Below are 19,994 nucleotides of genomic sequence, written 5' to 3' on the forward strand. Positions count from 1 at the left end.
GAACATGGCGAACGCGCCGCGGATCAAAGCGATCCTAGGTCCAACGAATACGGGCAAAACTCACTATGCAATCGAACGTATGCTGGCACATCGAACTGGTGTGATTGGCCTGCCGTTGCGCCTTTTGGCGCGCGAAGTTTACGACAAGATTGTCGCTCTGCGCGGGCCATCCGTCGTGGCATTGGTGACGGGCGAGGAGCGTATTGTGCCGCCACGCGCCCAATATTGGGTCTGTACGGTTGAAGCGATGCCCGAGGGAATGGGCTGTGATTTCCTTGCGGTTGATGAAATTCAGCTTTGCGCCGATCCCGAGCGAGGCCATATTTTTACCGACCGATTGCTGCGCGCCCGTGGCTTGCACGAAACCCTGTTTATGGGGTCGGACACGATGCGCAGTGCAATTGCCGATCTCTTGGGGGATGTGGATTTTATAAGGCGCGAACGGCTTTCGGAGCTGACTTACGCGGGCAGTAAAAAGATCGCGCGGATGCCGGGGCGCTCGGCGATCGTTGGGTTTTCGGTGGAAAATCTCTATGCAATCGCGGAACTTCTGCGGCGGCAAAAGGGTGGCGCCGCCGTTGTGACGGGGGGGCTTAGTCCGCGCACTCGCAATGCCCAAGTCGAGATGTATCAAAACGGCGAAGTGGACTATTTGGTGGCGACGGACGCCATTGGGATGGGGCTCAATCTTGATATCAACCACGTGGCGTTTTCGGCCACCGATAAGTTTGACGGGCGGCGTATGCGGCCTTTGATGCCCAATGAGTTGGCCCAGATTGCAGGGCGGGCAGGGCGGCACATGAGCCATGGTAGCTTTGGCGTAACGGGGGACGCTGCTCCGCTTGAGGATGGTTTGGCCGATGCCATAATGAACCACCGTTTTGCACCCATTAAAAAGCTGAACTGGCGTAATTCCCGGCTGGAATTTGGCACCAGCAATGCGTTGATTCGAAGTCTTGAAGTCGCGCCAAATGACGAACGTTTGGTAAAAGCGCGCGAAGCGGACGATCTGCGCACCCTCAAAACACTAACGGCGATGCCGATTGTGAGCGATAAAATTGTTTCTGCTGGCGATGTTAAACGGCTTTGGGATGTTTGCCGTGTTCCCGATTTTCGGGGAATCAGCCACGGCGAGCATGCAGGACTTTTGGAGCAATTGTTTCGATTCTTGCAGGAATTTAACCGTGTACCGGACGATTGGTTCGCCAGACAGGTCAAACGGATCGATAAAACGGACGGTGATATCGATGTTTTATCTAAAAGATTGGCGTTTATCCGCACATGGACTTATGTTTCTCAGCGTAGCGGGTGGCTTGACGACGAAACCCATTGGCGAGAAGCGACGCGCGCTGTAGAAGACCGATTATCAGACGCGCTCCATGGGGCGCTCACACAACGATTTGTTGACCGGCGGACAAGTGTTTTGTTGCGGCGGTTGAAGCAGAAGGAGGGCCTAGTGGCCGACGTAAACGATAAAGGTGAAGTTCTAGTTGAGGGCGAATTCGTCGGTAAGCTAGAGGGATTTCAGTTCAGCCAAGATAAGAGCGCTAGCTCTGAAGAGGCCAAAACACTGCGGGCGGCAAGCCTGCAAGCTCTGGCCCCAGAGTTCCATTTGCGTGCAGATCGTTTTTATAACGCTCCTGATACCGAGATCGATTTCACCGAGCAAGGGGGCCTCATGTGGGGCGAACTTGCGCTTGGAAAATTGGTCGTCGGGTCGGACCCGCTCAAACCTTTGGTCGTTGCGTTTGTCGACGAGGAAGCGGGCCCCGATGTGATCCAAAAGGTCACACGTCGCCTGCAACATTTCATTGATCGCAAAGTCGCGACCCTGTTTGAACCCTTGTTGGCAATGAGCCGCGATGAAGCCCTCACAGGGATGGCCCGTGGTTTCGCCTTCCGGATGGTCGAAGATTTCGGCATTATTTCGCGCGATCAAGTGGCCACGGAAGTGAAAGACCTTGATCAGGACGCCCGTGGCGCGCTGCGCAAGCACGGCATTCGTTTCGGTCAGTTTACGATCTTTATGCCGCTCTTGCTGAAGCCTGCAGCGACACGTTTGCGTCTGGTTCTTTGGTCGTTGGCTAAAGATTTGGCAGAATTTCCCGAAAGCCCCCCTCCGGGTCTTGTGACAATTCCGACCGACACTTCGGCTCCATTGGGCGCTGATATGATGGCGGGATATCGGAACGCGGGTGACCGCGCGATCCGTATCGATATGTTGGAACGCTTGGCTGACTTACTGCGCACACAAAATAGTCGTTCTGGCTTTGAAGCCAATCCTGACATGTTGTCGATTACGGGCATGACTTTGGAGCAATTCTCCAAGCTGATGGTCGGCCTTGGCTATAAAGCCGAAAAGGGCGAGCGCAGCAAAGTTAAAGCGGCCCCCGTTGTGGCTGCGGTTGAACCAGAAGCGACAGAAGTGGTTGCGATCGAAGATGCAACAACTGCAGTTCCAGAGGATTCAGCACCGGTAGAGGCTGTTCCTGCGGAAGAAAGCGCAGAAGAGGCGAAAGCTCCAGAAACAAGCGTCGAATCTCCTGAAGTGGAGGCTTTCTATACGTTTACATGGGCACCGAAGCCTCGGCCAAACAATCGTCGTCCACAAAAGGATGCGGCTGAAGGCACTCGCGGCAAGCCACAAGGACGTAAACCTGACGCAAAACGCGGTGGGCCAAAAGGTGGAAAGCCAGCCCCTCAAGGCGGCAAAAACTTCCAAGCACGACCTCCTAAAAAAGAGAAGCCGATTGATCCCGACAATCCCTTCGCAATGGCCCTTATGGGGTTGAAAGACAAAAAATAAACTATGATTGAACTCCCGCCCAAACTTCGGGTTGATAAATGGCTCTGGCACGCGCGATTCTTTAAAACGCGCGGGCTAGCGAGCAAACTCGTGACGGGCGGGCATTTGCGGGTGAATGGTGCTAAAATAGCCAAGTCGAGCTACGTTGTCGCCCTCGGGGATACGCTAACCTTTCCGCAAGGAGACCGCGTTCGGATCGTGCGTGTGATTCAGATGTCGGTTCGACGGGGGCCAGCACCCGAAGCGCAAGGACTCTATGAGGATCATTCGCCACCGCCCGATCCCAAAGCGCCCTATGAGCAGAAAACTGTTCCAGCTAAACCGAAATACGAGGGAAAAGCGCGGCCTACCAAAAAGGAACGGCGCAAAAGCATTCTTTCCCGACGTCAAATGCTTGAAAGATCACGCGAGCTAGAATAGCTAGGGCGTCGAAACAAACAAACGAGTTCCCGCATGACCTATATCGTCAACGACGCCTGTATCGCTTGCAAATATACCGACTGTGTCGAGGTTTGCCCCGTAGATTGCTTCTACGAAGGGGAAAATATGCTGGTGATTCATCCAGACGAATGCATCGATTGCGGCGTTTGCGAGCCAGAGTGCCCAGCGGATGCGATCCGTCCCGATACCGAGCCAGATACAGAAAAATGGGTTGAGTTTAACCGCAAGTATTCGGAACTTTGGCCTGTGATCATCGCCAAGAAAGACCAGCTCCCCGATGCGGAAGAGCGCGATGGAGAAGACGGAAAACTTGAGAAGTACTTCTCAGAGAAGCCCGGCGAAGGCAGCTAAGAGTGATTCGTTTTTTGGCCTATTTTGGGCTCAAAAAACGGCCCTAAATGCGAGGTTTTTTGTGAAATCCCCCATGATTTTAGGGGGTTGAGCAAACCTATGCTGACGTAACTTTCCTATAGGTTGATTTTCTGATATAGTATGTAAGTAGATACAGACAGTGTCCCGAAGCTGCCCGCTTAGCACAGACCGTGCGCGGGCCTTTTTCTTCTGAGAGGTGCAGACCGAACGTGGCTTTGTCCAAGTCCGCGGATGCATCCCTTGCGCTGTCTCAAAACAAGGAAGAGTGCTGAATGAGCAAATCTAAAAAACTAGACTTTCGCCCCAACGAATTCGTTGTTTATCCTGCGCATGGTGTTGGCCAGATTGTGAATGTTGAAGAGCAAGAAATCGCAGGCATCGTGCTTGAGCTTTTCGTGATTTCCTTTGCCAAAGATAAAATGACTCTGCGGGTGCCGACTCATAAGGCGATCGAAGTCGGTATGCGTTCGCTTGCGTCTGCGGATACCGTTGCCCATTGCATGCGTATCCTAAAGGGCAAAGCCAAGGTGAAACGCGCGATGTGGTCGCGCCGTGCACAAGAGTACGAACAGAAAATCAATTCCGGCGACTTGTTGGCCATTGCTGAAGTTGTGCGCGACCTTCACCGCACAGACGATCAACGCGAGCAAAGCTATTCCGAGCGTCAACTTTATGAGGCGGCGCTAGAGCGTTTGACCCGTGAAGTTGCGGCTGTTTCTGGTGAGGGCGAAGACCTCGCACAGCAACAGATCAACGACGTTTTGGATTCGCGCGCACCTGCCGCAGCCTAAGCTTCAAATACGATTTTAGAGAACGCGCTCAATGAAAGTTGGGCGCGTTTTTCTATGCGGGGAGGGCCGAGACGACGGCTGCGAGAAACGCAATTTCCGTCAGTTGCTGCGAAGCGCCCAAAATGTCGCCCGTTTGACCGCCAATCTTTTTCTCAGCGATCCACGCCAAAGCGCCAACTGCGATTGCCGCGAGCAATACGCCATGTAAAATTGTGCCGCCTAAGAAGAGAAAGCCGATCAAAAGCGCGATCAAAACGGCAAGTAAAGCGGTTTCTAGGCGTGGACGCCCAACACTGTGGGAAAGGCCCATACTGCGCGCTGGTTCCATTTTGGCCATCAGCAAGGCCATGGGCGCACGGCTCACGGCACTGATCGCGATCAGTGCCCACAGGTGACCAGATATTATCAAGGATAAAATCAACCCGAACCGAACCAACCCAGACACGGCAAGCGCCAAAACACCATAGGCACCAACGTGGCTATCCTTCATGATTTCGAGGCGACGTTCGCGTGTATGCCCTCCCCAAAGCCCGTCAAATGTATCCGCAAGCCCGTCTTCGTGCATTGCGCCTGTCACCATAATGAGTGTCGCCAAAACCACCCCAGCGACCGCCACATTCGGCAAACCAAATGCCATTGCCGCCCATCCAGCGAGAACCGCAGCAAAACCAATCGCCGCGCCTGCAATTGGATAGGCCCATGCCGCCGAGGCCGCTCGTTTCTGCGCTTCTTCTTGGCTTACTTCGACGGGGAAGCGGCTTAATATGCCAAGGGCAATTGGAATATCTGTGACTTGCATGAGGGGCGTGTCGTTTTGAGGCATCTTCATGCCCTTTCTGTCGCTATACAATCTCAAAGCTAGGGTACTCACTGCTGGCACGTACCGCAATAAAGGATCACAATATGAGCGCACCATTTTCCACTTTGGCCGAGTTTGAAAAGGTGTTTGCCGACGCCAAATCTGCAGATCCTGAAGTCGTTTTAGCCGCGCGGGCGCGTAATGCCCAACTCACCAAACCCCCGCAAGCGTTAGGGCGCCTCGAAGACCTTGCCATTTGGTACGCTGGCTGGCGTGGAACAGACCGCCCTTCGATTCATGCGCCACAGGTGGTGATTTTTGCGGGAAACCATGGTGTTGCCGCCCAAGGCGTGTCAGCTTTTCCGCCCGAAGTTACGGCACAAATGGTGATAAATTTTGAGCACGGCGGCGCGGCGATCAATCAGCTTTCCAAAGCGTTTGGCGCGAAGATGGCTGTGCATGCACTGTCGTTGGATACACCAACAGCAGATTTCACGACGGCTCCGGCGATGAGCGAAGCAGAGGTCGTTGAGGCCTTGACGGTTGGCTGGAACGCGGTCGATCCTGCCACGGACCTTCTGGTGACAGGTGAAATGGGCATTGGCAATACAACCTCTGCCAGCGCAATTCTGGCGGCGATCTTTGGTGGACAAGGTGAGGACTGGACCGGGCGCGGAACCGGTGTGGATGACAAGGCCTTAGCCGCGAAAATTTCCGTAGTCAACGCGGGACTTGCCCTACATTCCAGCGCTCTTGGTGCTCCCGTTGAGGTGCTGCGTTGCCTTGGGGGGCGTGAAATCGCCGCAATGGCAGGCGCCATAGCACGAGCGCGGATCGAAGGAATCCCAGTCATTTTGGATGGGTTTATCTGCTGCTCTGCTGCGGCAGTTTTGCACGCGTTGAATGCAAATGCGCTTGACCATGCTGTTGCGGGACACGTCTCAGCCGAAGGCGCGCACGGGGCTGTCTTGAAAAAAATTGGCAAAGAACCGTTGCTTGATCTTGGGCTTCGTCTTGGCGAAGGGTCGGGCGCGGCCTTGGCTATTGGGGTTTTGATCGGTGCCGTGGCCTGTCACTCGGGCATGTCCACCTTTGCCGAAGCGGGGGTTTCTAAGGGCTAATTTTCAGAGGATTTCCGGATTGCCAAAAGGGCCGCTTCGAGGTCTTTGGCGAATTCCTTTGAGCGCTCGATATATGCGGGATTCTCGCCAAAGGGAATCTTCGGGTTATAAAGGGCGGCTAGTTCGCGAACGGCAATACGGTCGTGCGTTTTGAATGTTTGTTCGGCTTCTGCAGCTTCGTATTTGGAGAGGCCAACGTTCTCCAAAACATAGCGACCCGCGCGAAGAGAACTGTCAAAAAGTTCGCGCACGATATCGTTCGCACCCGCGGCATAAAGGCGATATACGTCTCCGCGATCGCGCGCGCGCGCAATGATATGGATGTCGGGGCGTTTGCTGCGTGCGTAGGTTACAAGGCGCAGGGCGGCTTCGGGGTCATCTAGGGCCACCACCAAAACGCGTGCCTTTGCGAAGCCTGCAGCATTGAGGACTTCGGGGCGTGTCGGATCGCCAAAGAACCCTTTAAAGCCGAATTTTCGCATCACTTCAACAGTAGCAAGATCGTGGTCCAGAACCGTTGTTTTGAAGCCCGCAGATTGAACCATCCGCGTTACGACCTGCCCAAACCGCCCGATTCCCGCAATAATAATGGGGTTCTGCTCGTCTATTTCATCTTCCTTCTGGTGCGCCTTGGTTTCTTTTTTTGAACGCTGTGCCAGAAACTCGTACAGGAGAAACAGGAGAGGCGAGAGAAGCATCGAAAGCGCGATAATCAGGAGGATCTTCTCGCTTAAGTCGCGCGGAATGATGTTTTGGGTGAGCGAAAAGGACGCCAGCACAAAACCGAACTCACCCGCTTGAGCGAGGCCCAGTGAAAACAACCATTGGTCAGGGCCTTTCAATCTGAACGCAAAACCAATGACAAAAAGAACCAAGAATTTAAAGGCCAGCAGCATTATGGCAAAGCCGAGGATTTGTATGGGGTTCCCGATCAACAGCGCAAAGTTGATGCCCGCACCGACGGTGATAAAAAAGAGGCCAAGGAGCAATCCTTTGAAGGGCGCGATATCGCTTTCGAGCTGATGACGGAATTCGGAGTTTGCCAATACCATTCCCGCCAAAAAGGTCCCAAGAGCCGGCGAGAGGCCGATCAACAACATAACGGCCGCGATGAACACGACAATCACAAGGGAAAGCGCGGTGTATAATTCCGGCAAATGTGCGGAATGGATAAACCGAAACAGCGGACGGGTAAGATAGGCCCCCCCAAGTATGATCAGGAGAATTACCGTGATTGTCACAAAGGTCGTGCCAAAAGGTGAGAGGGCCGAGAACCAAGTGTTGATAGGCTCAAACGGGCCGAATTTGGGGCCGTGCTCGCTCGCAATTTGCGCAGCAGCTGGCTCATTATACACTCCTGTGAGCGCGAGAAGGGGGAGAAGCGCGAGAATGGGGATTACGGCGATATCTTGGGCCAGAAGCACAGAAAAGGACGCCCGCCCCCCATTCGTTTGCATCAGGTTTTTCTCGTTTAAAGTCTGCAAAACGATGGCTGTTGAAGAGAGGGCAAGCGTAAGGCCGACGGCCAGTGCTTGCGGCCAAGGAAGTTGGAAATACAGCGCAATTGCCGTGATGCCCCCCGTCGTGAGCACCAGCTGCAAGCCACCAAGCCCAATGAGGCGGTGCCGCATAGCCCAAAGCGCGCGCGGCTCAAGCTCAAGGCCGATGAGGAACATCATCATGACGACGCCAAATTCGGCGAAATGTTGAAGGCTTTGTGTCTCGGTGCCCACGAACCCGAGCATCGGGCCGATTATGATCCCCGCCAGAAGATACCCCAACACCGAGCCTAGCCCAAATCGCATTGCAATCGGCACGGCAATCACAGCGATCCCGAGGTAAATAGTTGCTTGAAATAGGAAACTTTCCATAGGGATGACCTTAAGGGGAGTTGCACGGGAGGTGTAGTTCAATTCGCGATGAAAAGTGATTTTCGGACGTCAAAGTGGCAGGGGTGCGTCAATTTTGAATTGGTCCATAACGATTTGGCTTTGAACACGGGCGACGGAAGGGTGCGGCAGAAGCACTTCGTGGATTAAACGATTGAGCGATGGAAGGTCTTCGCAATAACACCGCAACATATAGTCAGCCGCACCGGTAAGAGTCCAAGCTGACGTGACCTCACGGCAGGTCCCGATGAGGCGCATGAAGCTGGTTGCGTTTTCGATTCCATGCGTTGCCATGGAAACCTCAATGAATGCCTGAACAGTTAGGCCAAGCGCGACAGGATCAAGGCGCGCCGTATAATGGTGAACATATCCTTCGGTTTCGAGGCGCTGGCGGCGACGCCCGACTTGGCTGGCACTCAGGCCGAGTCTTTGTGCCAACTCTTGGGCCGTGAGGCGTGCGTCCTGTTGCAAGGCGCCGAGAATATTTAGATCCATTCGATCTAGCGAGGTGCGTGATTTCTTCATAAATAGACTCTATTCTGCAATATATGTGTGAATCAATCCCCATTGATTGCCATTTCGCGCACATTACGCGCGATACTGCAGATAGCCTGTTTTTAGCGCACACAGGAGATAAAAAATGGGACCCTTCCCACACAATGCACCCCGCCCAAAAATAACAGCAGAAAATCCCGCTGGAACAGATGGATTCGAGTTTGTCGAATTCGCCCACGAGAACCCGCAGGAGTTACGCGATCTATTCTCTCGGATGGGGTATCTTCATACCGCCACGCATAAAATCAAAGCGATTGAACTTTGGCAGCAAGGTGACATTACCTATATTTTGAACGCCGAACCTGACTCTATGGCGATGGAATTCGTGAGTGAACATGGCCCCTGCGCCGCTTCTATGGGGTGGCGGGTTGTTGATGCTCAGAAGGCCTACGATCACGCCATTTCCGCCGGTGCAACACCGTTTGATGCAGACACAAAAACGCTCGACGTGCCTGCGATTGTGGGGATTGGCGGCTCACTCATCTATTTCATCGACGCCTATGGCGACTATGGCTCCGCCTACGGAGATTTTACTTTCCATCGTACAGAACCTGTTGAAGGCGTTGGGTTCTATTACCTCGATCACCTCACCCATAACGTCCACAAGGGCAATATGGATACGTGGTTTAATTTCTACAGCGGCATCTTCGGCTTCAAACAAATTCGCTTCTTTGACATCGCGGGGAAATACACGGGCCTGCTAAGCCGCGCTCTCACGTCGCCTTGTGGTCGTATCCGCATTCCAATCAATGAGGACCGAGGAGAAACTGGGCAAATTGTGGCCTATCTTAAGAAGTACAAAGGCGAAGGCATTCAGCATATTGCCGTCGGTTCGAATGATATTTACGCTTCCACTGATGCGATTGCAGAGCGTGGGCTTAAATTCATGCCCGGACCACCGGACACATATTACACCCTCTCCAAGGATCGTGTTATCGGGCATGACGAGCCGATTGAGCGCATGAAAAAACACGGCATTCTTATTGATGGCGAAGGCGTTGTAGATGGTGGTGAAACGAAAATTCTGCTTCAGATTTTCTCAAAAACAGTGATCGGTCCTATTTTCTTTGAATTCATTCAACGTAAAGGGGACGACGGGTTTGGCGAGGGCAATTTCAAAGCGCTGTTTGAATCCATCGAGCAAGAGCAAATCGATAACGGCGAACTTGATACCGAAAAAGATGCTAAAAACGGTGCGGGAGTTGCCGCAGAATAATCTTCGGTCTTGCCGCTACGCGTGTTAACCGCGTGGCGGCATTTTTAATGATATATTGCGCCCACCTTTGACATAACGGATTTCGTCCGCGCCGATGGCCGCTACTTTTCCGCCGTCCACACGGTCGCCTACGCTGACTTCGATTATTTTGCCATTGCCCATACGCACAAGGGCGGAGCGTTTTGACGGGGTGCCGTAAACGCCAATTAGCGCGATTTTTCTCAGAGATATCATGTTCTTTTGTGTTGCCTCTTTTGCGACGGATGCGCGGGTTGGAATTTTTGGCCCCGTCGCCGCGGCGCTTGGTTTTGCGGCCACTGCTGCCACAACGGTATCTTTTTCAGCAACGTTCTTGGGGTTGGCGCGAGCCTTCTCTACAAGGGCGGCAAAGTTGTTCGGTCGCGTCTTTGGGATACGTGAGGTGCTGACGGCAAACTCTGTTGCTGTTGTGCTTAGGGCGACGCCTTCGGGGGAGGTTTGTGCCGCGATTTGTTCGGACACTGGGCGCGGTGCCGGACGAAGGCGGGCCAACTGCTCTCGTGTGCGGCCCCCCAAGAGGGCGATTTCGCGCAGATCAGCTAGGTTTTCTGGGCGTGCCAAAGGGCGCTTATTGCCAATTTCGGTCTGGGCCAAATCTGTAGTCTGGGGGACGTCGCCGGTATCGGGGCGCGGCGTGGCGCGTTTAGGAGGCGGACCGGAAAAAACCAAAATTCCGTCGGGATTGATCGTCCCATCCGCTGAAGGAACAACGAGACCATTGTCGCCAAGCGCAAAAGTGCTTCCGGCAGGGGCGGGCGACGGTTGCTGTGGAATGGGGGAGTCATCTGGAAGGGCGTCCGCTGTCGGAAGCGCCACAGGGTCAGACAAATCAACTTCCGGATCAAGAGACGGAACATAGAGATGGTCGGTATCTTCAATCTCTGGCGCTGGTTTGAGGACTGGCGACCGTTGCCAAATCCCAGAGTCGCTATAGGTTTTTTCGGCTTCGGCCACAGTCAGCGGGGCAGGGCGACTCGGCTCTACTGCATTCAGCGTCTGATCCGATGGGATTTCCAGCTCGAGATCAAAATTGTCGGCCTCAGCTTCAATTTCAGCCTCAGCATCTGCGTTAAAGGCTGCAAAAACAGAGTCTTCTGGCAGTGCCGCTTCTTGAGTTGATGTTTGCGCTTGGGCGTTGAATTCCGTGAAGGTTCCCACATCGGAGTCGATATCGATGCGCGCGTCTTTAATCGGTCCCATAACAGACCAAAGAACGGCAATGCCCATGACCAAAAGAAGCGTCAAAAGTAGAAAAAGGCCCAGGAAGCGTGGCGTTTTCGATGAGGATGCTTTGTTCTTTCGTGCCCCAAATACAGTGACGTCCAATGGGGGCTGGACTGTGGCGGGTTTGAAGTCGTTGTCACGCGCGAGTTGTGCCTCATGTCCAAGGCTTGCGCTTAAATGCTCGCTGTCGGGCAATTCCATATCCGCTGAGGTGACATGGGCGTGCGCCAAGCGTTCCTCAAAACTTGGAATTGGATCCGAGCTCGCGCTTTCGCTGACAACAGGCGTGGGAATGATGGGCGCAAGAAGGGGGAGAGGCTCTGATTTTGTGACGACGACGGGATCAGGAGAAAGGACCGCGTCCGAAGGCTTTTGACGGGTTTCGCTGGCCTCGATATCGGTCGGCTCGCGTGTCGAGGCAAAGGGGGGTGTTTGTATATCTTCCGACTGTGACTTTCGGCGCCACGACGTAAGTCCCCTTGCGGTTTGCGTTAGGGATTTGCTTGCGGGCTTTTCGTTTTGTTTCGCCCCGCCGTTTTTTAAGCGTGCGGCGATCCCGTCGGGAATCTTTGGCGCAGCAACAGGACGGTGCACAAATTCGCCCGCGCCCACTGTATCATTGCGCTCGGCTGTGAGTGCTTTGCGTGACACGGCGATTGAGGGTGGCACAGAGGATGTGCCCTTCACCTTGGATAAATGCGCAGGAATTGGGGGGGTCTGTTGGTTTAAAACAGGTTTTTTCGCGTCAATGCTCGAAAAGAAAGCCTCAAGGTCGGGGACGCTGGTGGTTTCAGGGGCTTCCTCTTTTTGAAATTCAAGGTCATCAGAGGGGCCTTCGTCGCTTTCAGTCGCTTCTGAGGTTTCCAATTGCGGTTCAACTTGTGTGCTGATGCTCGCGTCTTCCTCACTTTCAGGCTGCGTTCCTAGCGCAATCGATAAACGCCTTTTACTGCTCGAAATTTTGTCCTCTTTCGAGGCTTCTGGATCGGAAGTTTCTGGCTCAACTACAGGTATGTCGTCGCTTGGGCATGTGTCTTCGGCAACTGTCTGCTGAGTAACTTCTGGTGCGGAAATCTCCGTCGGTATCTCGCTCATCAGCTCTTCGGTGGGCTTGACTTTGTCTTCGGCCGCAGGTGTCAACAGGACTGATTTCTGTAGCTTTCCTGAGAAAATTTTGTTTTTACCGTTGGGCATTTTGTCTAAAATAACAAAGGCTTCAACGTCTTTTTCAACGGCATCTTCTTGGTCAAGAAATGCGGATGAAAAGGCTGTAGCCCCAAAGAAAGGTTCCCCTTCGAAATTGGCATCCGTCGTATCCCCAACAAAGGAAACAGGGTTGAAACGATGCTCTACGGCAAAGGCTTCGGCTTCTTGCAATGTTTCTTTGGCCACGGCGGCCACATTCACCATATCACCTGCTACACGCCAATCAAACACGAGTTCCGATGGATCATAGGGCGTCAAATCGCGCAAGGCTTCACGGATTTGTGCCTCTCGGCTTGCGTCATCTGGCCCTTGTGCGGTGAGGCTTGTGAATAGGATTTGGGAGTTTGGCAGAATGAGTTTGCTGCTCAAACCACTGCCAGAAAGCTTGGTTGCTTTGTTGCGCAAATAGGCGAGCGTTTCTGCGAGGTCGGGCGTGTCGAGATCCGTCTCACCAACGAGTCGCCATCCCCCAGTTGCGCGGGAGAACAGGCGAATGCCTTCGTGAGAAAGGTTTAGGGCAAAACTTGGCTTCATCCTCTTGATCTACCACATATTAGAGTCATCTTGGCACCCCCAATTGCGCCAAATTTTACCGAGGAGGCGTATTCTTGCCCATAGCAAAATACGGCATATTGCGAAGCGGTTTTTGGGGGATGAGGGGGGCGAACCCCCCTCGATTTTGTTAAGCCGTTGCTTTGGTAAGGGCTTGGTCCAAGTCAACTTTCAAATCTGCGACGTCCTCAATTCCGATCGAGAGGCGCACGACATTTGGAGCAGCGCCCGCAGCTTCTTGCTGCTCTAGCGACAATTGGCGGTGGGTTGTCGAGGCAGAGTGGATAACCAAGCTGCGCGTGTCTCCAAGATTGGCGACGTGGCTAAAGATTTCGAGGCTGTCCACAAACTTGAGGCACGCGTCATAGCCGCCTTTAAGCGCGATGGTAAAGAGCCCTCCCGCACCTTTGGGGCAGACTGTTTCAATGCGGCCATAGTAGGGCGACGACGGCAGGCCCGCATAGGTCACATAGTCAACTCTGGGGTCTTTTTCGAGCCATGTCGCCAGTTCAAGCGCGTTCTCGACGTGGCGTTGCATGCGCAGCGAAAGTGTCTCGGTACCCATCAAAGTATAGTGGGCGGCTTGCGGGTTCATGGTCATGCCAAGGTCGCGTAAACCAATGGCAATACCGTGGAATGTATAGGCCATTGGGCCAAATGTGTCTTTGAACACGAGGCCGTGGTACGCGGGTTCTGGCTGGGACAGCGACGGGAATTTATCGTTGGCACCCCAATCAAAATTGCCCGAATCCACAACGCAACCGCCCGTGACCGTGCCATTGCCAGTGAGGTATTTCGTGGTGGAATGCACAACCAATGTGGCCCCAAGGGCGATTGGATTGCAGAGATATGGCGTAGCGGATGTATTGTCGACGATCAACGGAATACCCGCCGCGTCGGCGATTTTCGCAATGGCCGGAATATCGGTGATATAGCCGCCCGGATTTGCGATGCTCTCACAGAAAATGGCGCGGGTGTTTTCGTCGATTGCCGCCGCAACCGCCGCCTCATCGTCAAAATCAACAAATGTGGCTGACCATCCAAAACGTTTGATCGTGTGGCTGAATTGCGTGATTGTGCCACCGTAAAGACGGGTGCTGACGACCACATTCAAGCCCGGTTGCATCAGGGGAAAGAGCGCCATGATCTGGGCTGCGTGACCTGAGGAGCAGCAAACACCGCCAATGCCACCCTCAAGGGTTGCGATGCGTTCTTGCAGAACTGCGACGGTGGGGTTGGTTAGGCGGGAGTAAATATACCCGACTTCTTGCAGGTTAAACAACGCGGCGGCGTGATCCGCATCGCGAAAAACGTAAGCTGTTGTTTGATAAATCGGTGTTTGGCGCGCGCCTGTCGCGGGGTCGGGGTGTGCGCCGGCGTGAATTTGTTGGGTGTCAAAACCGAGGGGTTTTACGTCACTCATTGGAACCTCCTGATGAAAATCTCCAGAAGGTTAAGCAATACTCTGGGTCGCCTCAATGCCTTAATTGGCCTTGAGGGAAACTTCGCCCCTAGCGCATCCAAAATCCCTCGCGCCGAAGGGTATTGCGGATCACTTTTTCACGGCGCGGAAGGTTGTCTTGATCAAAAAGCGCACGGGCTTTGCGTCCGCGCCCCTGATAGATCATGCGCTTGATCGGGTCATAGAGTTTTAGACGTTTTTTAAGTTTATTGGGGGCTGCGACGGCCTCAAGAATTTCAAGGGTCCGTTCAGGTTCGCGTGCATAAAGGAGGGGGAGAAACCTGTAGTGGCAACTCGTTTCACCATCCAGTTTGCTGACCGACGGAGAGGGGCGACCGCCACCAAAGGAGTGAATGACCAAGGGGAGCGCGACTTGATCGAGCCACGGGGTGAGTGGCTGACAAACCAGCTCCTCTGGGGCGTTGTCGCGAATTTCGAGGGCATATTCGAGGAAGCGGGTGCCGAATTCATGCGGGCAGCGAAAGTAGAACCATCCAGCGTTAAAATAGAGGTAGCGCTCCCAGTATTCATCGGGTTGGGAGAGGTCGAGGGTGCTTTCAAATTCAAGACCAAAGCAATCATAGAGGGATTTCCACGTCTGGGTATATCCGGGGCCGTAGAGCTCTTGTTCGGGCCACGTTCCTTCACGCTTCATCGAAGCGGACGGGCGATCAAAGTCAAACTCGATCTCGTCCAACGGTCCGGTCACCAAAGTATCGGTGTCGAAAAAGACGAAGTTCTCGCCCTTGGGCATCGCAAGCAGCGCTTCGATTTTATTGCCATTGGGATAAGCTTTGCCAAAATATTGATTCTCAAACGGCAGGATTTCCGCCCCCATATCCGTAAGCGCGTCGTGGATATCGGAGGGCATGCGGGGGTCTTGTCCGCGCCAAAGCTCCGATGGCTGGGGTTCGGCGACAAAAACGCGGCCGTTGAAGTTCGGCGAACTCGCGCGCAGGCTGGCTACAAAAAGCAAGGCTTCATAGGCGAGACGTCCATTTTGTCCGATGATCAAAATGTTGAATTTTTGGCCGACGTCAGATTTCTTTGCCATAATGTACGCGCTCTAACAATTTTTTGCTCTGTGGGAACTATAGCCGCTAATCGGTTCTGTCAAAAGGACAATTAGAACGTGGCCCGCGTTCCAAAGTTTACCTAGGGAAGAACTGCGAGCCATAACCAAATCGTCCCAATAGAAAGGGCGGTCGCAATGAGCACAGTCGAGGCCGCGACACGCTTCGCGACACCGTACATATTTGCAAAAACATAGGCATTCACACCCGGCGCCATAGATGCCGTCAGGACTGCGGAGCGCAGGCTTTGTGTCGACAAATCGAGTTGAGTTCCCATCGCAAAGGTGATCATCGGATGCACGAGTAGTGAAAGGGTGACCGCAAAGAAAATCGTGCGTAAATCCCCTTCGGGGCGATAGCGAAAGAGCACGCCTCCGAGAGCAAAAAGCGCGACGGGCAGTGCGGTTCTTGCCACGAGGTCAATAGCGTCAGACAAGGGCGTCGGGATGTTGAGGCCCGTCAGATTAACTACGAACCCCAGTGCGATGCCGATGACCAAAGCGTTTCGGAACATCGCGCGCAAGACGGCGCGCCCCGTTGCAAGGGGGCTTCCGCCGCGATTGCGAACGACTTCCATGACGGTGATGCCAAGTCCGTAACAGAAGGGCGAGTGCACCGCGATGATCGCGTAATTTGCCTGAAGAGCGTCGGGGCCAAATGCCCGTTCTGTGATGGGCAGACCAAGCAAAAGCGAGTTTGAAAACAGCCCGCAAAACCCAATGGCCACACAATCTTCCCATGGGCGATTGAACAAAAAACGCGCTCCAAACATACCGAGGATAAAGCAAATTGTGGCCCCTGCATAAAAGCTGAGGAGAAGGCGCGGGTCGAGGTTTTCGCCTAAATCCAGCGTCGAAATGGCTCGAAAAAGCAGGCAAGGAATCGCGAAATACTGGGTGAACCTCATCAGGGCATCGACACCATCGTCGGAAAATAGCTTTTTCCAAACAACAAGATAGCCCGCACCGATAACCAAAAAAACCGGCAAGATGACATCAATGAGCGCTTGCATGGTTAGCCTTTGGTTTCGATCACCATACCATCAAAGGCAGGGGTCACGTGTGCAGGCAATTCGCTGGCGAGGGTCTGGAAATCTAAATCGATGTGCATGTTTGTAATGACCGCGCGCTCTGGGGCGGTTTGAGCGATCCAGTCCAAAGAGGTCTCAAGATTTATGTGGCTTGGATGGGGCTTGTAGCGAAGAGCGTCGAGCACGAAAACTTCAAGTCCGTTGAGGCGACTAAACGTGTTTTCACTCATCGCCGAAACATCGGGGAGATATGCCAAGCCCCCCATGCGAAACCCCAACGCCGTGATGCGTCCATGCTGAACGGGAAGGGGGGTAAAGGTGATGTCGCCACCCGGTCCCTCAACCACAAAATCCTCGTCATCAATCGAGTTGAGATCGCAAATGGGCGGGTAGTCGCTGCCTTTTGGTTGCACAAAAGCATAGCCAAATCGCGAGATCAGATCGTTGGTTGTGTCGCTGTCAGCCCAAACGGGCATGCGTGTGCGGGTGTTGAAAACGATTTGGCGAATGTCGTCGAGTCCGTGCATGTGGTCGGCATGGGCGTGGGTCATCACCACGGCGTCCAACGTGCCGACCTCGGCGGCCAAAAGTTGGGCGCGCATGTCGGGGGATGTATCTATCAACACGCGGGTTACCCCGTCTGGGCCGATTTTTTCAACCAGCATGGAGCAGCGCTGGCGGCGGTTTTTTGGGTTCTGCGGATCGCACGCGCCCCAAAGCCCACCCAATCGAGGGACGCCACCTGAAGAGCCGCAGCCCAATATAGTGAAACGCATCACGATGGCTTCCAAGCCGCGGCTTTTGCAAACAGCCGATCAAAATTTAACTGGGTTTGGGCGGCGAATTCCGCGAAGGGCATGTCAAAGACCTCAGCGCCAACGGCGGCCGTTAGAGCACTAAACGCAGGTTCATTGCGCTTGCCACGGTGGGGCGGTGGCGCAAGATACGGCGCGTCCGTTTCGACCAGAATCCGGTCCATGGGGGCCGAGGCAAAGATTTCGCGAAGCTCGGTAGAACGTGGAAAACTGGCGATGCCCGACATCGAAAGGTAGAACCCAAGATCAAGGGCCGCGCGCCCCAATTCTGCGCTGCTTGAGAAGCAATGCATGACGCAGGAGTAAGCTCCGGCGGCGTGTTCCTCGGCCAAAATGCGAGCCATGTCGTCGTCGGCGGCGCGGGCGTGAATGATCAGGGGAAGTCCCGTTTGACGGGCGGCCTCGATGTGAATGCGCAGGCTTTCCTGTTGAATATCAAGGCTTTCTCGGGTGTAATGGTAATCAAGTCCCGTTTCGCCAATGGCGACGAATTTTGGGTGTTTCGCAAGGTCGACAAGCTCTTGAACTGTCGCCATCGGCTCTTCGGCGGCACTCATAGGATGCGTCGCCGCGGCCCAGAAAACGGGAGCATAGGCGTCCGCGATCGCGCGAACGTTCGCGGCGTTTTTAAGGCGCGTACAGATGGTCACCATGCGGCTTACACCTGCGGCTTGAGCGCGAGCAATGACGTCAGGAAGTTCGTCGGCGAAATCCGGAAAATCAAGGTGACAGTGGCTATCGGTAATTTGGGGCAGCATCTGGAATCCCTTGAAGTCTATCGATTTTGGGCAAGTGTGCCCGCAGTTTGGTCCATCTTCAAAAGCATATCAAGGATGAGCGCGGCGGGGTCAAGGTTCACGGCGCGCCCATGGCGCACGCGTGTACTTAACGATTGTTGAAGATTGGCCCATTCCCGCGCGTGCGGCGGGCAATTGGACAGGCGGGAAAATAAACCCACCTCGCCCTTGGCGGCTTCAATAACAGGTGGCCCCGACACGCCCGCACGCGCCATGCGCGACAGCAGAAGGTCTAGCAAATCGAGCAATAGATCGTATCTGGGCACATTTTTTGCCCCAACAGCCGTTTCCGCAAGAGCGAGGGCGCGTTGGCGATCAAGCCCGGGTGCTGCCTGCATCAAATCAATGATGTATTGGTAGGTTTTGAGCCCATCTAGCGTGGTGAGGCGCATGGCTTCTCCGACGCTTCCGGCCGCGAGTGCGGCAAGAATAACGGGGTTGGCGTCGTTTTGCGCCCCGGCTGCCGCGAGCGCCAGAGCCATTTCCTCGGGGGGAAGAGGGTGGCATCGCAATTCGCGACACCGCGACCGGATCGTCGGCAAAAGGCGGCTGGGTTGGTGACTTATCAGGAGGAGCGTTACGTTTTCTGGCGGCTCTTCTAGAAGCTTCAGAAGCGCGTTCGCCGCCTGAACATTCATCTCATCAGCTGCGTCCACGATCACCACGCGACGTCCCCCATCGGTGGCCGAAAGGGAGAAGAAATTCTTGAGTCGACGCACTTCATCAACGGAAATGACGGTTTTAAGTTTGCCCGTTTTCTCATCCGTTGGCCGCCGCAACAAAAATAGACGTGGCTCCGACATCGCCGCAATGCGGTGCGAGACCGGATTGTCAGGAGAAATCGCGAGCGTTTTTGCAGGGGCGGGTTCGTCGCCGAAAAGGCTTGGCCCGCTGTGCGCAGGCTGTGAGATAAGGAAGCGCGCAATTTGCCACGCGAGGGTTGCTTTGCCGACACCGCGTGGGCCGGTCATTAGCCAGCCGTGATGCAGACGGCCGGTGTTGAACGCCTCAAGAAACGCAGCCTGAGCGCGGTTCTGCCCCAAGATTTCGTGGGTTTCACGCGGGTGGGGCGCGCCTTCGATGCGGTCAGGTTCTAGCGCTTCAGCCATTCTGTTGCGCCATGTTCTGAGATATCTTCGCCATCGCACGCGCTAGGATATCGGCGGCAACATTTTTCATATCTCGGTTTCCGTCAATTAACTGACAGCGTGTCGGGAACTCCTGCGCGAGTTTCAAAAATCCTGCGCGCATTTTGCTCTGAAGGTCTTCGCCAAAGTCCTCAAACCGTTCTTCCGTTGTTTGACGCGACTTGGCGCGAGAGAGGCCCGTTTTCGGATCCATATCAATGATGAAGGTCAAATCGGGTTCACGGCCAATCATCAAGCTGTGCAATTGATCTACTACGGCGCGTAAATCGCCACGGCTTATGCCTTGATACATGCGGGTGGAATCGGCGAAACGGTCGCAGAGAACGATTTTTCCGGCTTCGATGGCGGGAAAAATCGTTTTTTCGAGGTGGTCGCGACGGGCGGCTGTAAAGAGCAAAATTTCACTTTCCGCCGACCAGCGATCCGGATCGCCTTCAAGGACCAGCGACCGTATTTCTTCGGCCCCCTTGGAGCCACCAGGTTCACGCGTCAAAACAACATCATACCCATCAGCTCGCAATGCATCGCTTAAGAGCTTGATCTGAGTCGATTTTCCCGAGCCATCAATCCCCTCAAAACTAATGAAAAGCCCCCCAATGTTGGAGGGATTACATTTGGGGGATGAAAATTTAGTGTTAGTCATTTGCGGAACCTAGCC

General features: G+C 54.2%; 17 protein-coding genes. 6 read left to right on the forward strand and 11 right to left on the reverse strand.

Annotated features, from left to right (window positions below; all coding sequences use genetic code 11):
* Positions 1 to 4: 4 nt before the first annotated feature.
* The 4 genes from RC74_RS10715 (at position 5) to RC74_RS10730 (ending at position 4,410) form a co-directional block, all read left to right on the forward strand.
* Complete coding sequence (locus tag RC74_RS10715) at positions 5 to 2,806, forward strand: helicase-related protein (RefSeq protein WP_039001049.1); 2,802 nt, start codon at positions 5 to 7, stop codon at positions 2,804 to 2,806.
* A gap of 3 nt (positions 2,807 to 2,809) precedes the next feature.
* Positions 2,810 to 3,226: an RNA-binding S4 domain-containing protein gene (locus RC74_RS10720; protein WP_039001048.1), complete on the forward strand. Its 417-nt coding sequence runs from the start codon at positions 2,810 to 2,812 to the stop codon at positions 3,224 to 3,226.
* Positions 3,227 to 3,259: 33 nt separating this feature from the next.
* Entirely contained in the window at positions 3,260 to 3,598 is a 339-nt protein-coding gene (fdxA, locus tag RC74_RS10725; RefSeq protein WP_039001047.1) for a ferredoxin FdxA, read from the forward strand.
* Between the two features lie 293 nt (positions 3,599 to 3,891).
* A complete protein-coding gene (locus RC74_RS10730) occupies positions 3,892 to 4,410 on the forward strand; it encodes a CarD family transcriptional regulator (protein WP_039001046.1) in 519 nt (172 codons plus the stop codon).
* A gap of 52 nt (positions 4,411 to 4,462) precedes the next feature.
* Here RC74_RS10730 and cobS read toward each other — a convergent pair whose 3' ends face one another.
* Complete coding sequence (gene cobS / locus RC74_RS10735) at positions 4,463 to 5,233, reverse strand: adenosylcobinamide-GDP ribazoletransferase (RefSeq protein ID WP_039001101.1); 771 nt, start codon at positions 5,231 to 5,233, stop codon at positions 4,463 to 4,465.
* Positions 5,234 to 5,313: 80 nt separating this feature from the next.
* Here cobS and cobT point away from each other — a divergent pair, with 80 nt between their 5' ends.
* Positions 5,314 to 6,330 carry a nicotinate-nucleotide--dimethylbenzimidazole phosphoribosyltransferase gene (cobT, locus tag RC74_RS10740; protein WP_039001045.1) on the forward strand — a complete coding sequence of 339 codons (1,017 nt, stop codon included), beginning with the start codon at positions 5,314 to 5,316 and terminating at the stop codon, positions 6,328 to 6,330.
* Here cobT and RC74_RS10745 read toward each other — a convergent pair.
* Together RC74_RS10745 and RC74_RS10750 are read right to left on the reverse strand one after the other, a co-directional pair.
* Positions 6,327 to 8,201, reverse strand: coding sequence for a cation:proton antiporter domain-containing protein (locus RC74_RS10745; RefSeq protein WP_039001044.1), 1,875 nt, complete (start codon positions 8,199 to 8,201; stop codon positions 6,327 to 6,329). The two genes, cobT and RC74_RS10745, sit on opposite strands and share 4 nt — an antisense overlap.
* Positions 8,202 to 8,270: 69 nt before the next feature.
* Positions 8,271 to 8,744: an Lrp/AsnC family transcriptional regulator gene (locus tag RC74_RS10750; RefSeq protein ID WP_039001043.1), complete on the reverse strand. Its 474-nt coding sequence runs from the start codon at positions 8,742 to 8,744 to the stop codon at positions 8,271 to 8,273.
* A 115-nt stretch (positions 8,745 to 8,859) separates the two neighbouring features.
* Here RC74_RS10750 and hppD point away from each other — a divergent pair, with 115 nt between their 5' ends.
* Positions 8,860 to 9,990: a 4-hydroxyphenylpyruvate dioxygenase gene (gene hppD, locus RC74_RS10755; RefSeq protein WP_052274681.1), complete on the forward strand. Its 1,131-nt coding sequence runs from the start codon at positions 8,860 to 8,862 to the stop codon at positions 9,988 to 9,990.
* Between the two features lie 24 nt (positions 9,991 to 10,014).
* Here the strand turns inward: hppD and RC74_RS10760 are convergent, their stop codons facing one another.
* From RC74_RS10760 to tmk, 8 genes are all read right to left on the reverse strand, one after another.
* The gene (locus tag RC74_RS10760; protein WP_039001042.1) at positions 10,015 to 12,993 is read right to left on the reverse strand and encodes a hypothetical protein; all 2,979 of its coding nucleotides are present in this window, start codon (positions 12,991 to 12,993) and stop codon (positions 10,015 to 10,017) included.
* Positions 12,994 to 13,141: 148 nt separating this feature from the next.
* Positions 13,142 to 14,434 (reverse strand): O-acetylhomoserine aminocarboxypropyltransferase/cysteine synthase family protein, encoded by a 1,293-nt coding sequence (locus tag RC74_RS10765; RefSeq protein WP_039001041.1) that lies wholly within the window; start codon positions 14,432 to 14,434, stop codon positions 13,142 to 13,144.
* A gap of 88 nt (positions 14,435 to 14,522) precedes the next feature.
* Positions 14,523 to 15,527: a hypothetical protein gene (locus RC74_RS10770; RefSeq protein ID WP_039001040.1), complete on the reverse strand. Its 1,005-nt coding sequence runs from the start codon at positions 15,525 to 15,527 to the stop codon at positions 14,523 to 14,525.
* Positions 15,528 to 15,628: 101 nt separating this feature from the next.
* Positions 15,629 to 16,558 carry an AEC family transporter gene (locus tag RC74_RS10775; RefSeq protein ID WP_039001039.1) on the reverse strand — a complete coding sequence of 310 codons (930 nt, stop codon included), beginning with the start codon at positions 16,556 to 16,558 and terminating at the stop codon, positions 15,629 to 15,631.
* Positions 16,559 to 16,560: 2 nt separating this feature from the next.
* The gene (locus RC74_RS10780; RefSeq protein ID WP_039001038.1) at positions 16,561 to 17,352 is read right to left on the reverse strand and encodes an MBL fold metallo-hydrolase; all 792 of its coding nucleotides are present in this window, start codon (positions 17,350 to 17,352) and stop codon (positions 16,561 to 16,563) included.
* Positions 17,352 to 18,149 (reverse strand): TatD family hydrolase, encoded by a 798-nt coding sequence (locus RC74_RS10785; protein WP_039001037.1) that lies wholly within the window; start codon positions 18,147 to 18,149, stop codon positions 17,352 to 17,354. Before RC74_RS10785 ends, RC74_RS10780 begins: the two co-directional genes overlap by 1 nt.
* A 17-nt stretch (positions 18,150 to 18,166) precedes the next feature.
* Positions 18,167 to 19,297, reverse strand: a complete 1,131-nt coding sequence (locus RC74_RS10790) for a DNA polymerase III subunit delta' (RefSeq protein ID WP_039001036.1) — start codon at positions 19,295 to 19,297, stop codon at positions 18,167 to 18,169.
* The gene (gene tmk / locus RC74_RS10795; protein WP_052274680.1) at positions 19,290 to 19,979 is read right to left on the reverse strand and encodes a dTMP kinase; all 690 of its coding nucleotides are present in this window, start codon (positions 19,977 to 19,979) and stop codon (positions 19,290 to 19,292) included. The genes RC74_RS10790 and tmk overlap by 8 nt, the downstream gene beginning before the upstream one ends.
* Positions 19,980 to 19,994: the final 15 nt, after the last annotated feature.

It is taken from the genome of Falsihalocynthiibacter arcticus, assembly GCF_000812665.2.
GTDB lineage: Bacteria > Pseudomonadota > Alphaproteobacteria > Rhodobacterales > Rhodobacteraceae > Falsihalocynthiibacter > Falsihalocynthiibacter arcticus.

Excerpts from the sequence above, each read along its gene's own strand:
- RC74_RS10715 (WP_039001049.1), top strand. The coding sequence starts at position 5 with ATGGCGAACGCGCCGCGGATCAAAGCGATCCTAGGTCCAACGAATACG.
- RC74_RS10720 (WP_039001048.1), top strand. The coding sequence starts at position 2,810 with ATGATTGAACTCCCGCCCAAACTTCGGGTTGATAAATGGCTCTGGCAC.
- fdxA (WP_039001047.1), top strand. The coding sequence starts at position 3,260 with ATGACCTATATCGTCAACGACGCCTGTATCGCTTGCAAATATACCGAC.
- RC74_RS10730 (WP_039001046.1), top strand. The coding sequence starts at position 3,892 with ATGAGCAAATCTAAAAAACTAGACTTTCGCCCCAACGAATTCGTTGTT.
- cobS (WP_039001101.1), bottom strand. The coding sequence starts at position 5,233 with ATGCCTCAAAACGACACGCCCCTCATGCAAGTCACAGATATTCCAATT.
- cobT (WP_039001045.1), top strand. The coding sequence starts at position 5,314 with ATGAGCGCACCATTTTCCACTTTGGCCGAGTTTGAAAAGGTGTTTGCC.
- RC74_RS10745 (WP_039001044.1), bottom strand. The coding sequence starts at position 8,201 with ATGGAAAGTTTCCTATTTCAAGCAACTATTTACCTCGGGATCGCTGTG.
- RC74_RS10750 (WP_039001043.1), bottom strand. The coding sequence starts at position 8,744 with ATGAAGAAATCACGCACCTCGCTAGATCGAATGGATCTAAATATTCTC.
- hppD (WP_052274681.1), top strand. The coding sequence starts at position 8,860 with ATGGGACCCTTCCCACACAATGCACCCCGCCCAAAAATAACAGCAGAA.
- RC74_RS10760 (WP_039001042.1), bottom strand. The coding sequence starts at position 12,993 with ATGAAGCCAAGTTTTGCCCTAAACCTTTCTCACGAAGGCATTCGCCTG.
- RC74_RS10765 (WP_039001041.1), bottom strand. The coding sequence starts at position 14,434 with ATGAGTGACGTAAAACCCCTCGGTTTTGACACCCAACAAATTCACGCC.
- RC74_RS10770 (WP_039001040.1), bottom strand. The coding sequence starts at position 15,527 with ATGGCAAAGAAATCTGACGTCGGCCAAAAATTCAACATTTTGATCATC.
- RC74_RS10775 (WP_039001039.1), bottom strand. The coding sequence starts at position 16,558 with ATGCAAGCGCTCATTGATGTCATCTTGCCGGTTTTTTTGGTTATCGGT.
- RC74_RS10780 (WP_039001038.1), bottom strand. The coding sequence starts at position 17,352 with ATGCGTTTCACTATATTGGGCTGCGGCTCTTCAGGTGGCGTCCCTCGA.
- RC74_RS10785 (WP_039001037.1), bottom strand. The coding sequence starts at position 18,149 with ATGCTGCCCCAAATTACCGATAGCCACTGTCACCTTGATTTTCCGGAT.
- RC74_RS10790 (WP_039001036.1), bottom strand. The coding sequence starts at position 19,297 with ATGGCTGAAGCGCTAGAACCTGACCGCATCGAAGGCGCGCCCCACCCG.
- tmk (WP_052274680.1), bottom strand. The coding sequence starts at position 19,979 with ATGACTAACACTAAATTTTCATCCCCCAAATGTAATCCCTCCAACATT.